Source organism: Nocardioides sp. cx-169 (assembly GCF_021083605.1).
Lineage (GTDB): Bacteria > Actinomycetota > Actinomycetes > Propionibacteriales > Nocardioidaceae > Nocardioides.
Window position 1 is genome coordinate 141709 of record NZ_JAJNRO010000004.1, and the last position, 12117, is coordinate 153825.

At 71.8% G+C, this 12117-nt stretch carries 14 protein-coding genes; 13 read left to right on the forward strand and 1 reads right to left on the reverse strand.

Annotated elements, in window-relative coordinates; genetic code table 11:
- The first annotated feature begins 61 nt into the window (after positions 1–61).
- From LRP67_RS06330 to LRP67_RS06380, 11 genes are all read left to right on the forward strand, one after another.
- Positions 62–1522, forward strand: coding sequence for a cytosine permease (locus LRP67_RS06330; protein WP_231269343.1), 1461 nt, complete (start codon positions 62–64; stop codon positions 1520–1522).
- Positions 1523–1551: 29 nt separating this feature from the next.
- Positions 1552–2064 (forward strand): flavin reductase family protein, encoded by a 513-nt coding sequence (locus tag LRP67_RS06335; RefSeq protein WP_231269344.1) that lies wholly within the window; start codon positions 1552–1554, stop codon positions 2062–2064.
- Positions 2061–2225, forward strand: coding sequence for a hypothetical protein (locus tag LRP67_RS06340; RefSeq protein WP_231269345.1), 165 nt, complete (start codon positions 2061–2063; stop codon positions 2223–2225). Before LRP67_RS06335 ends, LRP67_RS06340 begins: the two co-directional genes overlap by 4 nt.
- Positions 2222–3058: a fumarylacetoacetate hydrolase family protein gene (locus LRP67_RS06345; RefSeq protein WP_231269346.1), complete on the forward strand. Its 837-nt coding sequence runs from the start codon at positions 2222–2224 to the stop codon at positions 3056–3058. The genes LRP67_RS06340 and LRP67_RS06345 overlap by 4 nt, the downstream gene beginning before the upstream one ends.
- 163 nt (positions 3059–3221) lie before the next feature.
- Positions 3222–4634, forward strand: coding sequence for a DUF4389 domain-containing protein (locus LRP67_RS06350; RefSeq protein WP_231269347.1), 1413 nt, complete (start codon positions 3222–3224; stop codon positions 4632–4634).
- A gap of 133 nt (positions 4635–4767) precedes the next feature.
- Positions 4768–5247 carry a hypothetical protein gene (locus LRP67_RS06355; protein WP_231269348.1) on the forward strand — a complete coding sequence of 160 codons (480 nt, stop codon included), beginning with the start codon at positions 4768–4770 and terminating at the stop codon, positions 5245–5247.
- 316 nt (positions 5248–5563) lie between these two features.
- Complete coding sequence (locus LRP67_RS06360; protein WP_056863399.1) at positions 5564–5767, forward strand: cold-shock protein; 204 nt, start codon at positions 5564–5566, stop codon at positions 5765–5767.
- Positions 5768–5944: 177 nt separating this feature from the next.
- Positions 5945–6118: a hypothetical protein gene (locus tag LRP67_RS06365; protein WP_231269349.1), complete on the forward strand. Its 174-nt coding sequence runs from the start codon at positions 5945–5947 to the stop codon at positions 6116–6118.
- 91 nt (positions 6119–6209) lie between these two features.
- Positions 6210–6506 carry a metal-sensitive transcriptional regulator gene (locus LRP67_RS06370; protein WP_231269350.1) on the forward strand — a complete coding sequence of 99 codons (297 nt, stop codon included), beginning with the start codon at positions 6210–6212 and terminating at the stop codon, positions 6504–6506.
- Between the two features lie 10 nt (positions 6507–6516).
- Positions 6517–6723, forward strand: a complete 207-nt coding sequence (locus tag LRP67_RS06375; protein WP_231269351.1) for a heavy-metal-associated domain-containing protein — start codon at positions 6517–6519, stop codon at positions 6721–6723.
- 1 nt (position 6724) lies between these two features.
- Positions 6725–8941: a cation-translocating P-type ATPase gene (locus tag LRP67_RS06380; RefSeq protein WP_231269352.1), complete on the forward strand. Its 2217-nt coding sequence runs from the start codon at positions 6725–6727 to the stop codon at positions 8939–8941.
- Between the two features lie 95 nt (positions 8942–9036).
- Here the strand turns inward: LRP67_RS06380 and LRP67_RS06385 are convergent, their stop codons facing one another.
- Positions 9037–10140 carry a hypothetical protein gene (locus tag LRP67_RS06385; RefSeq protein ID WP_231269353.1) on the reverse strand — a complete coding sequence of 368 codons (1104 nt, stop codon included), beginning with the start codon at positions 10138–10140 and terminating at the stop codon, positions 9037–9039.
- 8 nt (positions 10141–10148) lie between these two features.
- On the opposite strand from LRP67_RS06385, the gene LRP67_RS06390 reads away from it, so the two are divergent.
- Together LRP67_RS06390 and LRP67_RS06395 are read left to right on the forward strand one after the other, a co-directional pair.
- The gene (locus LRP67_RS06390; protein ID WP_231269354.1) at positions 10149–11015 is read left to right on the forward strand and encodes an NUDIX hydrolase; all 867 of its coding nucleotides are present in this window, start codon (positions 10149–10151) and stop codon (positions 11013–11015) included.
- Positions 11016–11150: 135 nt separating this feature from the next.
- On the forward strand, positions 11151–12113 hold the full coding sequence (locus LRP67_RS06395) for a PstS family phosphate ABC transporter substrate-binding protein (RefSeq protein ID WP_231269355.1): 963 nt from the start codon (positions 11151–11153) through the stop codon (positions 12111–12113).
- Positions 12114–12117 lie beyond the last annotated feature (4 nt).

Consider the following 12117-nt stretch of genomic DNA (forward strand, 5'->3'; position numbering starts at 1 on the left):
GTCCCCGATCCGGGCGCGACCCCCGTCGCCGTCCGCTGAGGTGCCCACCGAAGGAACGCCCATGACATCGATCGACCAACCCCGCTCACCCGGGTCCGTGACCTCCTCGCTGGCCGCGGCCGCCGAGGACCACGCCCTCGTCAGCGTCCCGGCGGCGGAGCGCCGCAGCGGCTTCCAGCTCGCCCTCTCGCCGGTCAGCGTCGCGACCGCGCTGGTGATCTTCGCTATCGCCGGGTTCACCGTGACCCTGGCCGGCTTCGCCTGGGGACTGGCCGCGGGCGTCGCGGTGGCGGTGTTCGGCTTCGCCCTCGGCAAGCTGCTGGGCGACATGGCCTACCGCACCGGCCTGTCCGGGACGGTGACCTCGAGGTTCTTCGGCTTCGGCCAGCGAGGCTCGGCCGTCGGCTCGGTCGTGTTCGCGGTGATGATCCTCGGCTTCCTCGCCGTCGAGTCCGCCCTGCTCTACGAGGGCACGCTCCTGATGTTCGAGTGGGACGACACCTGGGCCTCCAAGATCGGCGTGTACGGCGTCCTCACCCTGCTGTGGATCGGCCTGGCCATCTTCGGGCTCAAGCTCGCGCTCCGCGCGGGTGCCGCGATGATCGTGGTGACCCTGCTGGTCACGGCGTACATGATCGTGCAGATCTACGTCGTCGACGGCGCGAGCATGTCCGCGGTCTTCGAGTTCGAGGGCGTGGTGCCGGGCGGCGGCTGGACGAAGTTCGAGACCGCCGTGTCGGTGATGGGCGCGACCGCCGGCACGATCGCGCTGGTCACCGCCGACTTCGCCCGCTACGCCCGTACCCCCAAGGACGTGACCGTCCTCGCCGCCGCCGGCCCGCTGGTGCAGAACATCGTCATGGTCGTCCTCGGCTCGCTCGTCGTGGTCGGCGGCATGCCCGAGGTGGTCGAGTACCTGATGGCCCGCGACGCCGGTCTCAGTCCCGAGGCGGCGGCCGGTGCCGGCAGCGACCTGGTCATGGGCAACACCGGCGCGTTCTTCGTGATCTTCGCCGGCTGGGCCGGGTTCATCACGATCTACGCCGCCCAGGCGAAGGCACAGGCGATCAACGCCTACTCGGGCTCGCTGACACTGGTGAACCTCGTCGACTCCCTGTTCGGCAAGAAGCCCGGCCGCGCCGTCATGGTCGTGGTCGGCAACATCATCGCCCTGGTGATGATCGCCGCCGGCATCCTCGACGAGTTCAACACCTACCTGACCTACCTGGGTGCGATGACCCTGGCCATGGCCGGCGTCATGATCGCCGACTACTACGTCGTGCGGCGCGCCAGCGTCGCCGGCAGCCACCGGGTCGAGCGGTGGAACTGGGCGGGCGTCATCACGCTGGTCGCGGCCGCCGTCGTCGGCATCTGGCTGATGGAGGCGGAGATCGTCACCCTCGGCTTCCTGGTGTCCTTCGTGGTCGCCCTCGTCGGCTACCCGCTGCTCCGCTCGGCGATGCCCGAGGGCACCGCCACCGGCTTCGTCGACGAGGCCGACGCCCTCGCCGAAGCGTTCTGACCCACCGTCGTGTGAAGAGGAGACCCCCCATGTCCCAGAAGCTGGTCGAGGCGTACTCCGTCACGGACCCCTATGCCCTGCGCGCCGCCTTCGGGCGCTTCGCCACCGGTGTCGTGGCCGTGACCTACGAGGCCGACGGGGTCCGCTACGGCATGACCGCGAACTCCTTCACCTCGGTGTCCCTGGACCCGGCGCTGGCCCTGGTCGCGGTGAAGAGGACCTCGCGTGCGCGGGAGTTCCTCGAGACCGGTCACTACACGGTCAACGTGCTCGCGGAGGAGCAGCTCGACACCGGGCTGCACTTCGCGGGCCGGCCGGGTGGGCCGGAGGTCGAGTGGGTGACCACCGGCCGGTCGCCGCGGATCGCCGGTGCCCTGGCGTACTTCGAGTGCGAGCCGTGGGCGACGTACGACGGCGGCGACCACGTCCTGGTCGTGGGCCGGGTCACCGCCTTCGGCGAGGGATCCGGCGCCGCCGAGGCGGCGCCGCTCGTCTTCTTCGAGGGCGCCTGGCGCCGGCTCGCGGCGGGGGCGTGCGCATGAGCACCACGGTCGGGTTCGCGGGCGACTACCTCGACCTGCTCCTGGAGGCCTCGTTCCGGCCGGGCTCCCAGACGCCGGCCGCCGGGGAGGACCGGGCGGCGGCGGGAGAGGCCTTCCCACCGGTGCTCCTCCGAGGCCTGGCGGAGGTGCTGGGGCGATGAGGCTCGCGACGATCCGCACCGAGGACGGGACCCGGGCGGTCCGGCTCGAGGGGGACCGGTTGGTCGACCTCGGCCGGCCCGACCTGGGCGCGCTGCTCGCCGAGGCGGACTGGGAGCTGGCGGCGTCGGCCGACGAGGGCCGGACGTTCGCGGCCGCGGGGGCGGACTTCGCCCCAGTGGTGCCGAGCCCGTCGAAGGTGGTCTGCGTCGGGCACAACTACACCAACCACATCCAGGAGATGGGACGCGAGCTGCCGGCGTACCCCACCCTCTTCCCCAAGTTCGCCGACACCCTCATCGGCGCGAACGACCCGCTCGTCAAGCCGCCGGAGACCGACCGGCTGGACTGGGAGGTGGAGCTCGCGGTCGTCATCGGGCGTCAGGTGCGACGCGCGTCGACCGCCGAGGCGGAGGCCGCGATCGCCGGTTTCACCGTGATGAACGACGTCTCCGTGCGCGACTGGCAGTTCCGCACGATCGAGTGGACCCAGGGCAAGATCTGGGACTCGACCACCCCCGTGGGCCCCTACCTCGTGACCCCCGACGAGCTCCCGGGCGGCGTACGTCCCCGGCTGAACGTCCGCACGCTCGTCGACGGGGTGGTCATGCAGGACGACGACACCGCGACGCTGCTCTTCGACCCGGTCGCGCTCGTGGAGTACGTCTCGACCGTGATCACGCTCCGGCCCGGCGACCTGATCGCGACCGGCACCCCGGCCGGGGTCGGGCAGGCTCGGGACCCGCAGGTGTTCCTGCAGCCGGGCAGCACGGTGAGCGCAGTCGTCGAGGGCATCGGCGCCTGCACCAACGTCGTCGTCGAGGCCTCGTTGTGACGTCTCGGCACGTGGTCGCGATCGGGTGACTGCCGGGCCTTGCCGCGTGCCGATCGGGCCACGGAGTCGATGACCTTTGGCCCTGCACCGGCACGGCGCCTGGGCCGAAGGTGGCAGGGAGCGTCCGCTCCGCGGGTGCCGACTGGGCGACTCAGGAGGCCCGATGTCGACCGAAGTGCCGCCGCGGAGCGACTCCTACCCCGTGCGTGTCGATGCCGAGCTCGACCCGCAGACCTCGCGGGCCCTCTGGCTGGTGAAGTGGCTGCTCGCGATCCCGCACTACGTGGTGCTGTCCTTCCTGGGGGTCGCATTCACGGTCACGAGCGTCCTCGCCTTCTTCGCGATCCTGTTCGCCGGGCGCTACCCACGGGCGATGTTCGACTTCAACGTGGGGGTGCTGCGCTGGTCGTGGCGGGTCACCTTCTACGCCTACGGCGCCCTGGGCACCGATCGCTACCCGCCCTTCTCGCTGCACGACGTGGCCGACTACCCCGCCCATCTCGACGTGGACTACCCCGAGCACCTGTCCCGCGGGCTGGTCCTGGTCAAGTGGTGGCTGCTGGCCATCCCGCAGTACCTCGTCCTCTTCGCGATCTTCGGCGGAGGGGGGTACGCCGCGACCGACGGGGACCTGTCCTCGGCCTGGGTCCCGGGACTGCTCGGGGTGCTGGTGCTCGTGGCGGCCGGCTACCTGCTCTTCGCGGGGCGCTACCCCGAGCCCTTGTTCGACCTGGTGGTCGGGCTCAACCGGTGGGGCTTCCGGATCGTGGGCTACGTGACCCTGATGACCGACCGCTACCCGCCCTTCGCGCTGGACCAAGGCGGGCGCGACCCGGGGGGAGCAAGGCGGCCGCAGGAGGAGACCGGCTGGAGCGCCGGTCGGGCCGTGTCGTTGACGTTCGGCTCGGTGCTCGTGGCCACCGGGCTCACGTGCGCGCTCATCGGGGCGGTGCTGGGCGTGGTCGACGTCGGGGCCAAGGACCGGGACGGCTACTTCATGAGCGATCAGACGGACCTGTCCACCCGGACCAGCGCGATCACCTCGGCCAGCGTGGACCTGCGCGACGACGCACCCGGTGACTTCCTGCCGGATGTGGTCACCGGCGACGTCCGGGTCACCGCCGAGCCGGTCGCCGGAGCCGAGCTCTTCCTCGGCCTCGCCCGCACCCGCGACGTCGAGGACTACCTGGCCGGGGTCGACTACGTCACCGTGACCGACCTGCGCGACGGACGCCCGGTCTACCGCGCCCACGCGGGCTCGGACACCGCGGCTGCCCCCGGCGAGCAGGACTTCTGGACGGCCCAGGACTCCGGCCGCGGACGGTTGAGCATCGACTGGAAGCCGGCCGACGGCGAGTGGAGCTACGTCCTCATGAACGCCGACGGCAGCCCCGCGGTCCGCGGCGACGTCGAGGTGGGAGCCGAGCTCCCGATCATCGGGACGCTCGCCGCGGTGGTTGCGGTGACGGGCCTCGTCCTGATCCTCCTCGGATTCGTCCTCGTGGCCCTCGCTCTGCGCGCCGCCTCCCGGCACCGTCGCGGCAGCCTCCGGGCGCCGCCTGCCGGGACCTCCTGACGGCGGCGCGGTGTGAGGAGGCGCGTGCCCACTGCTGCGGCCGATGGAGGCGGTCGGCGGTTAGGAGCCCTCTTTGCGTGTGCTGCGGTCCGGACGGGTACCGCCGACGAAGTCGAGAAACCTGGAGGGACCCATGTCCACCACCACCGTCATCATCCTGATCATCGTCGTGCTCGTGCTGCTCGCCGTGATCGGCGTCGCGGTCGCGATGGCCAACAAGAAGAAGGCCGAGGCCCGCCGTCACGAGGCCGAGCAGCTGCGGATGCAGGCCGGCAGTCACCAGGGCGCGGTCGTCGAGACCGCCAGGGACGCGGAGCAGCGCGAGGCCGAGGCGAAGATCGCTCGCGCCGAGGCCGAGCGGGCCGAGCAGCGGGCCACCGAGGCCCGCCAGGGCCACCACGTCGAGGAGGCTCGCTACGAGGACCAGCTGCGCGAGGCCGACCGGATCGACCCCGACGTCGACCACCGGGCCACCGACTACCGCCCCGGTGCGGTCGGCACGCCGGAGGCCACGGGCACGCCGGAGACCACGGGTGCGCCGGAGGCCTCGAGCACCGACCCGGGCACTGCGCCGGAGGGCACCCACCGCGCCACGCCGGGCGGCCCTGCCTGAGGCTCCTGCGGCGCCGACGTGCCTCTGGTCGGGCCCGGAGGGGACCCGTTTCCCGCCCGGACATCTGCCGGAAGCACAAGCTTCACAGGTGCTCGCAAGATTGGTGGCACCAAAAAGTTTGGATCGGCGATTCGCTTGGTAGTGTCTGCCGTGCAACAGATGCAAGTTCCAGCTGGTCTGACGCCCGCGGAGTTTGTGATCCAATGGCGTTTCTGGTTTGTGGTAATACCAATCACGGGTCGGAGCGACGTGTCACCGCATCTGTGCGGGTCGCCGAAGTGGCGGCTTTCGTTCCGATAACAGGAGTAATGAGCACATGGCTCAAGGCACCGTGAAGTGGTTCAACGCTGAGAAGGGCTTCGGCTTCATCGCGCAGGAGGACGGCGGCGACGACGTCTTCGTGCACTACTCGGCGATCCAGACCCAGGGCTACAAGTCCCTGGACGAGAACCAGAAGGTCGAGTTCGACGTCACCCAGGGCCCCAAGGGTCCCCAGGCTGAGAACGTCCGCCCCGTCTGATCGACGCGGCTGAAAAGTCTTCTACGCGAGGCCCCCACCCGGTTCGGGTGGGGGCCTCGTGGTCTTCCCGGGTGGTGCGGGATGGCCCGATCTGACCAGAGGAGATCGCCCCGTTTGCGCATAGGCTCGACAGGGAACCATCCTGGGATGGACAGGCCCGGCGGACGGAGGCTCCTCGTGCACGATCAGTTCGACGTGACGCTGGAGGACGTCGACCTCCTGGGCGAGGTCGAGCTCACGACCAACCTGATCATCGCCGCCAGCGAGTCCGACGGCCACCTCTCCGCCGACGAGATCGACCAGATCCTCGGGGTGGATCCCGGGCCGCCGCAGCCCCGACGCGAGGCCTGAGGGCCTCGGCACCGACCCCTCGACCCGCCGACGCACCCGGCGGGTTTTTCGTCATCTTGGTTCTCATACCGTAGGGGGGTATGGTGTCGGCATGGCGGACGGTCACCAGCACGGCTACATCCAGCGCAAGGACGACTACCTCAAGCGCCTGCGCCGCATCGAGGGGCAGGCGCGGGGGCTGCAGCGCATGGTCGAGGAGGAGCAGTACTGCATCGACATCCTCACCCAGGTGGCCGCCATGACGAAGGCTCTCCAGGCGGTCTCGATCGGCCTGCTGGAGGAGCACATGCACCACTGCGTCGTCGACGCCGCCCGGGCGGGTGACGCCGAGGCGCGCGAGAAGGTGAGCGAGGCGGTCGAGGCTATCTCCCGCCTGGTCCGGTCCTGAGAGGAACACGATGAGCCACACCAGCACCTGGAACGTCACCGGCATGACCTGCGGCCACTGCGCCGCCTCGGTCACCGAGGAGATCGCCGAGATCCCCGGTGTCGAGAGCGTGGAGGTCTCCCACGAGGCCGGCACCGCCGTGGTCACCAGCGCCGAGCCCGTCGAGCGCGCCGCTGTGGAGGCGGCCGTCGTCGAGGCGGGCTACGAGCTGGCCTGACATGTCCGACACGGCGACGAGCCAGGTCGAGCTCGAGATCAGCGGCATGACCTGCGCCTCGTGCGCGAACCGCATCGAGCGCAAGCTCAACAAGCTCGACGGCGTCTCCGCCAGCGTCAACTACGCCACGGAGAAGGCGAGGGTCGCCTACCCGACCTCGGTCACGACCGAGGACCTGCTGGCCACCGTCGCTGCGGCGGGCTACTCCGCCGCGCTCCCGGTCCCCGAGCCCGCCGCACAGGAGCCCGCGGGCGACCCGGAGCTGGACGCACTGCGCCAGCGACTCGTGATCTCCGCCCTGCTCACCGTGCCCGTGGTCGCGATGGCGATGGTCCCCGCCCTCCAGTTCGAGTACTGGCAGTGGGCCTCGCTGACCCTGGCCGCGCCGGTCGCCGTGTGGGGCGCCTGGCCGTTCCACCGTGCCGCCTGGACCAACGCGCGGCACGGCGCCACGACGATGGACACGCTGGTCTCCATCGGGGTGCTGGCCGCCTTCGGGTGGTCGGTGGTCGCGCTCTTCTGGGGGACGGCGGGCACGCCGGGCATGACCCATCCGTTCCGCTTCACCGTGGAGCGCACCGACGGGCTCGAGAACATCTACCTGGAGGCGGCCGCCGGGGTCACCACCTTCCTGCTGGCCGGCCGGTGGTTCGAGAAGCGGGCCAAGCACCGGGCCGGCGCGGCGATCCGGTCGCTGATGGACCTCGGCGCCAAGGAGGTGGCGCTCCTGCGCGACGGTCCCGACGGCGGCGAGACGCGGGTGCCCGCTGCCAGCCTGGCGGTGGGCGACCTGTTCGCCGTACGGCCGGGGGAGAAGGTGGCCACCGACGGAGTGGTCGAGTCCGGGCACTCCGCGGTCGATGCCTCGATGCTCACCGGGGAGCCGGTGCCGGTGGAGGTCGGCCCAGGGTCGGTCGTGACGGGGGCGACCGTCAATGCCAGCGGCCGGCTCGTCGTGCGCGCGACGCGGGTCGGCGCCGACACCCAGCTCGCCCAGATGGCGCGTCTGGTCGAGGAGGCGCAGAACGGCAAGGCGCAGGTGCAGCGGTTGGCCGACCGGGTCTCCGGGGTGTTCGTGCCGCTCGTCATCGCGCTCGCCGTCGCGACGCTCGGCTTCTGGCTGGGCGCCGGCGCCGACGCCTCGGTGGCCTTCACGGCCGCCGTGGCGGTGCTGATCGTGGCTTGCCCGTGCGCCCTGGGCCTGGCGACGCCGACCGCCCTCATGGTCGGCACGGGGCGTGGCGCCCAGCTCGGCATCGTGATCCGCGGTCCGGAGGTCCTGGAGTCGACGCGCGCCGTCGACACGGTCGTGCTGGACAAGACCGGCACCGTCACCACGGGCCGCATGGCGCTGGTGTCGACGGTCCCCGCGGCCGGGGAGTCGCTCGAGGAGGTGCTGCGCACCGCAGCCGCCGTCGAGGCGGGCTCCGAGCACCCGATCGCGCGGGCGGTGGCGGAGGCCTCGCCGGGCGCGGTCGCGACCGGCTTCCGCAACGTGGAGGGGCTCGGGGTGCAGGGCCGGGTCGAGGGCCGCGAGGTCCGCGTCGGGCGGCCGGTCCTGCTCGCCGACGCGGGGATGCCCCTCGGCCAGGACCTGCTCGCGGCCGTCGACGACGCCGAGGCCTCAGGCCGTACGGCGGTCGCCGTCGGGTGGGACGGGCGCGCCCGCGGGGTGCTGGTCGTGGCCGACACCGTGAAGCCGACCTCGCGTCAGGCGGTGTCGGACCTGCGCGCGCTCGGCCTGGCGCCGGTGCTGCTGACCGGCGACAACGAGCGCGCCGCGCGGGCGGTCGCGGCCGAGGTCGGCATCGACCAGGTCATCGCCGAGGTGCTGCCGGCCGACAAGGTCGACGTGGTGAAGCGGCTGCAGGCCGAGGGCCGGGCCGTCGCGATGGTCGGCGACGGCGTCAACGATGCCGCCGCGCTCGCCCAGGCGGACCTGGGCATCGCCCTAGGCACCGGCACCGACGTGGCCATCGAGGCCAGCGACCTGACCCTGGTCCGGGGTGATCTGCGGGTCGCGGCGACCGCCGTACGGCTCGCGAGGCGGACGCTGAAGGTGATCAAGGGCAACCTGTTCTGGGCGTTCGCCTACAACGTCGCCGCCCTGCCGTTGGCCGCCGCCGGCCTGCTCAACCCCATGCTCGCCGGCGCCGCCATGGCCCTCTCCTCCGTCTTCGTCGTCACCAACAGCCTGCGCCTGCGCCGCTTCTCCTAGCGGGTTGCTCGGTCGGGGTAGTCCCTAACAAAATCTGTCTCGGCACGCCGAGGGCGTGGCAGAAATTGTTAGGGACTACCCCAGCGGACGGGCCCTCAGCAGGTCGCGAACAGCACCGGGCCGGTGGAGAGGTCGGAGAGGACGGAGGCGCCGTCGACGGGGTCGAGGTCCAGGGTGAGCAGGGGGCCGTCGGCCTCGACCGGGCCGAGCTCGAAGCGGTCGCTGAAGTCGCCGCCCTGGCCGGGGGACGGTCCCGCCGCCAGAGCGGCGCGCGAGTCGGCGTTGGCGCGGGCCTGCTCGTCGCTCTCGAAGGTGAGCGCGAGGCGCAGGTCGAGGCCGGGCTGGACGGAGAGCGCGTACGCCGTGAACGGGTCCACCGCGCCGGCCTGCGCCAGCAGCCGGTCGGCCTCGGCCTGGTCGTCGGCGTCGGCCTGGCTCATCGCCAGGGCGCCGCATGCCTGGGCGCCGGTGTAGAGCGCCGCCGAGAGCGCCTCACCCGAGGCCTCGACGACCTCGTCGAAGCCCTCGACCGAGGGCGCGTCGCCGAGCGCGACCTCGACCGCGCTGCCGAGGTAGCCCTCGGTGTCGCTCGTGAGCACCAGGGACTCGTCCTCGAGCAGGGTCACGAAGCTGACCTCGGGCGTGACACCGCCCAGGCGGCCGATCGCCTCGCTCCCGCCGGCCCAGACCCCGTCCGCCTCGTCGGGCTCGGCGTAGCCCAGCCTGCGCAGGCGGTCGGCGATCAGGTCCCAGTCGGTCGAGTCCGGCAGGTGCAGCATCACGACAGCCCCCTCCTCCGACTGGCTGAACAGCTCCCAGTCGGCGGTGGCGGGGGAGAAGCCGTAGTGCACGTGCAGCTGCTGCGCCGACTCGGGCAGCGCGGAGGTCGAGGTCAGGTCGGCGTCGTACCCCGCGGCCATGAAGTCCACGACCTCCCCCTGTGGGCTGTCGGCGGAGAGGTCCACGCCGAGCTCGTCGCGCACCCCGGCCCAGTCGGTCCACGAGAAGCGGTCCCCGTCGTCCGGGGCGAGGGACATGGCGCGCTCGAGGTCGGTGCGGTGCACGTCGCGCCACCAGCGGACGCCGACGACAGCGGCGGCCACGACCAGCGCCAGCACGAGGACGCCGAGGCCTGTCGTCAGCAGTCGGCTGCGTGTCGCGGCGATGTCGGCCCTCCTGGCTCCGTGGTGGTGTGACACTAGTCGTCATGCCTGCCTCGCCAGCCCCGGACGTGGTCTCCGCGGGCGCCGTGATCTTCCGCCCCGGCAAGCGCGTCCTGCTGGTCCACCGGCCCAAGTACGACGACTGGTCCTTCCCCAAGGGCAAGCTCGACCGCGGCGAGCACCCGACCGCCGCGGCCGTGCGCGAGGTGGCCGAGGAGACCGGGCTGCAGGTGCGGCTCGGCGCACCCCTGTCCCATCAGCGCTACCCGGTCGCCCGAGGGCGCAAGACCGTGCACTACTGGACCGGCCGGCCCCTGGCCGACCACGACGTCAGCGGCTACGTCGCCAACGCCGAGATCGACGACGTCCGGTGGGTCGACGCCGAGGACGCGCTGACGACGCTGACCTACGACTACGACCGCGACACCCTGCGCGAGGCGCTGAAGGTACGGCGCAAGACCCGCACCCTCGTCGTGCTGCGCCACGGCAAGGCCCGCTCCCGCAAGGCCTGGCGCTCCGACGACCGCGAGCGCCCCTTGCTGCAGGTGGGTCGCGCGCAGGCCGAGCGGCTGGTGCCGGTCCTCGCGGCGTACGGCGTGGTGCGAGTGGTCTCGTCGGGCAGCACGCGCTGCGTCGAGACCGTCGCGCCGTACGCCGCGAGCTGCGGCTGTGACGTCGAGACCGACGACCGGCTCAGCGAGGAGGACGCCAAGCCGAAGCGGGTGCGCAAGCTGGTCGCCGGGCTGCTCGACGACGGGCGCCACGCCGTGCTGTGCACGCATCGGCCGGTGCTGCCGGAGGTGTTCGACGCCCTGGGCGTCGAGGACCCGTCGCTGGAGGTCGGCGAGATGCTCGTCGCCCACCTGCGCAAGGGCCGCGTCGTCGCGACCGAGCGGCACCTGGTGCGCTAGGCGAGGGGGCGCGTCGCGCGCCGCCCCCACTGGGCGGGTCGAGTTCATCCCTCGTTCACCGTCGGCCCCAGAGCCGGCCACCTGCGGCCTCGACACTCCTAATCGTCACCCCACAGACGACACAGGAGATCCGACGTGAAGATCACCTCCATCCGCCGTGCGCTCCTGCCCGGCATCGCCCTGCTGGCGCTCGCGCTCAGCGCCTGCGGTGGCGCCGACGCCGGCGCCAGTACCGGCGACGACGGCTCGGCCCAGTCCGGCAAGGTCGCCGTCGACGGCTCCTCCACGGTCTTCCCCATGAGCGACGCCGCCGCCGAGCTCCTCCTCGAGGAGGACCCCGACGTCAAGGTCACGGTCGGCGAGTCCGGCACCGGCGGCGGCTTCGAGGCGTTCTGCGCCGGGAAGACCGACATCTCGAACGCCTCGCGCCCGATCAAGGACGAGGAGGCGGCGGTCTGCAAGCAGGCCGGCATCGACTACACCGAGCTGCAGGTCGCGACCGACGCGCTCACGATGGTGGTCCACAAGGACCTCGACGTGGACTGCCTCACCGTCGACCAGATCGTCCAGCTCTGGGGCCCCGGCTCCCAGGTCAAGAGCTGGAACGAGCTCGACCCCCGCTTCCCAGAGCAGGAGATCGCGCTGTTCGGCCCCGGGACCGACTCCGGCACCTACGACTACCTGGCCGCCGACGTGATCGGCGACGACTCCGAGTCGACGCGCAGCGACTACGAGTCCTCCGAGGACGACAACGTCCTCGTGCAGGGCGTGGGCGGCACCGAGGGGGCGACCGGCTACTTCGGCTACACCTACTACGAGGAGAACACGGACACGCTGAAGGCGCTGGCCATCGACAACGGCGAGGGCTGCGTCGAGCCCTCCGCCGAGACCGCGCAGGACGGCAGCTACGCGCCGCTGGCCCGACCTCTGTTCATCTACGTCAACAACGCCGAGTACCGCGACAACGAGGCCGTGGCGACCTACGTCGACTTCTACATCGAGAACCTCTCCGAGATCGCCGAGGTCGGGAAGTTCATCCCGCTCAGCGACGAGCTGTACGGCGAGACCCGGTCCGCCCTCGAGGGCATCTCCGGCTGACCCG

Bases quoted from the DNA above. Each gene is read 5' to 3' on its own strand.
- LRP67_RS06330 (WP_231269343.1), top strand. From the start codon at position 62: ATGACATCGATCGACCAACCCCGCTCACCCGGGTCCGTGACCTCCTCG.
- LRP67_RS06335 (WP_231269344.1), top strand. From the start codon at position 1,552: ATGTCCCAGAAGCTGGTCGAGGCGTACTCCGTCACGGACCCCTATGCC.
- LRP67_RS06340 (WP_231269345.1), top strand. From the start codon at position 2,061: ATGAGCACCACGGTCGGGTTCGCGGGCGACTACCTCGACCTGCTCCTG.
- LRP67_RS06345 (WP_231269346.1), top strand. From the start codon at position 2,222: ATGAGGCTCGCGACGATCCGCACCGAGGACGGGACCCGGGCGGTCCGG.
- LRP67_RS06350 (WP_231269347.1), top strand. From the start codon at position 3,222: ATGTCGACCGAAGTGCCGCCGCGGAGCGACTCCTACCCCGTGCGTGTC.
- LRP67_RS06355 (WP_231269348.1), top strand. From the start codon at position 4,768: ATGTCCACCACCACCGTCATCATCCTGATCATCGTCGTGCTCGTGCTG.
- LRP67_RS06360 (WP_056863399.1), top strand. From the start codon at position 5,564: ATGGCTCAAGGCACCGTGAAGTGGTTCAACGCTGAGAAGGGCTTCGGC.
- LRP67_RS06370 (WP_231269350.1), top strand. From the start codon at position 6,210: ATGGCGGACGGTCACCAGCACGGCTACATCCAGCGCAAGGACGACTAC.
- LRP67_RS06375 (WP_231269351.1), top strand. From the start codon at position 6,517: ATGAGCCACACCAGCACCTGGAACGTCACCGGCATGACCTGCGGCCAC.
- LRP67_RS06380 (WP_231269352.1), top strand. From the start codon at position 6,725: ATGTCCGACACGGCGACGAGCCAGGTCGAGCTCGAGATCAGCGGCATG.
- LRP67_RS06390 (WP_231269354.1), top strand. From the start codon at position 10,149: ATGCCTGCCTCGCCAGCCCCGGACGTGGTCTCCGCGGGCGCCGTGATC.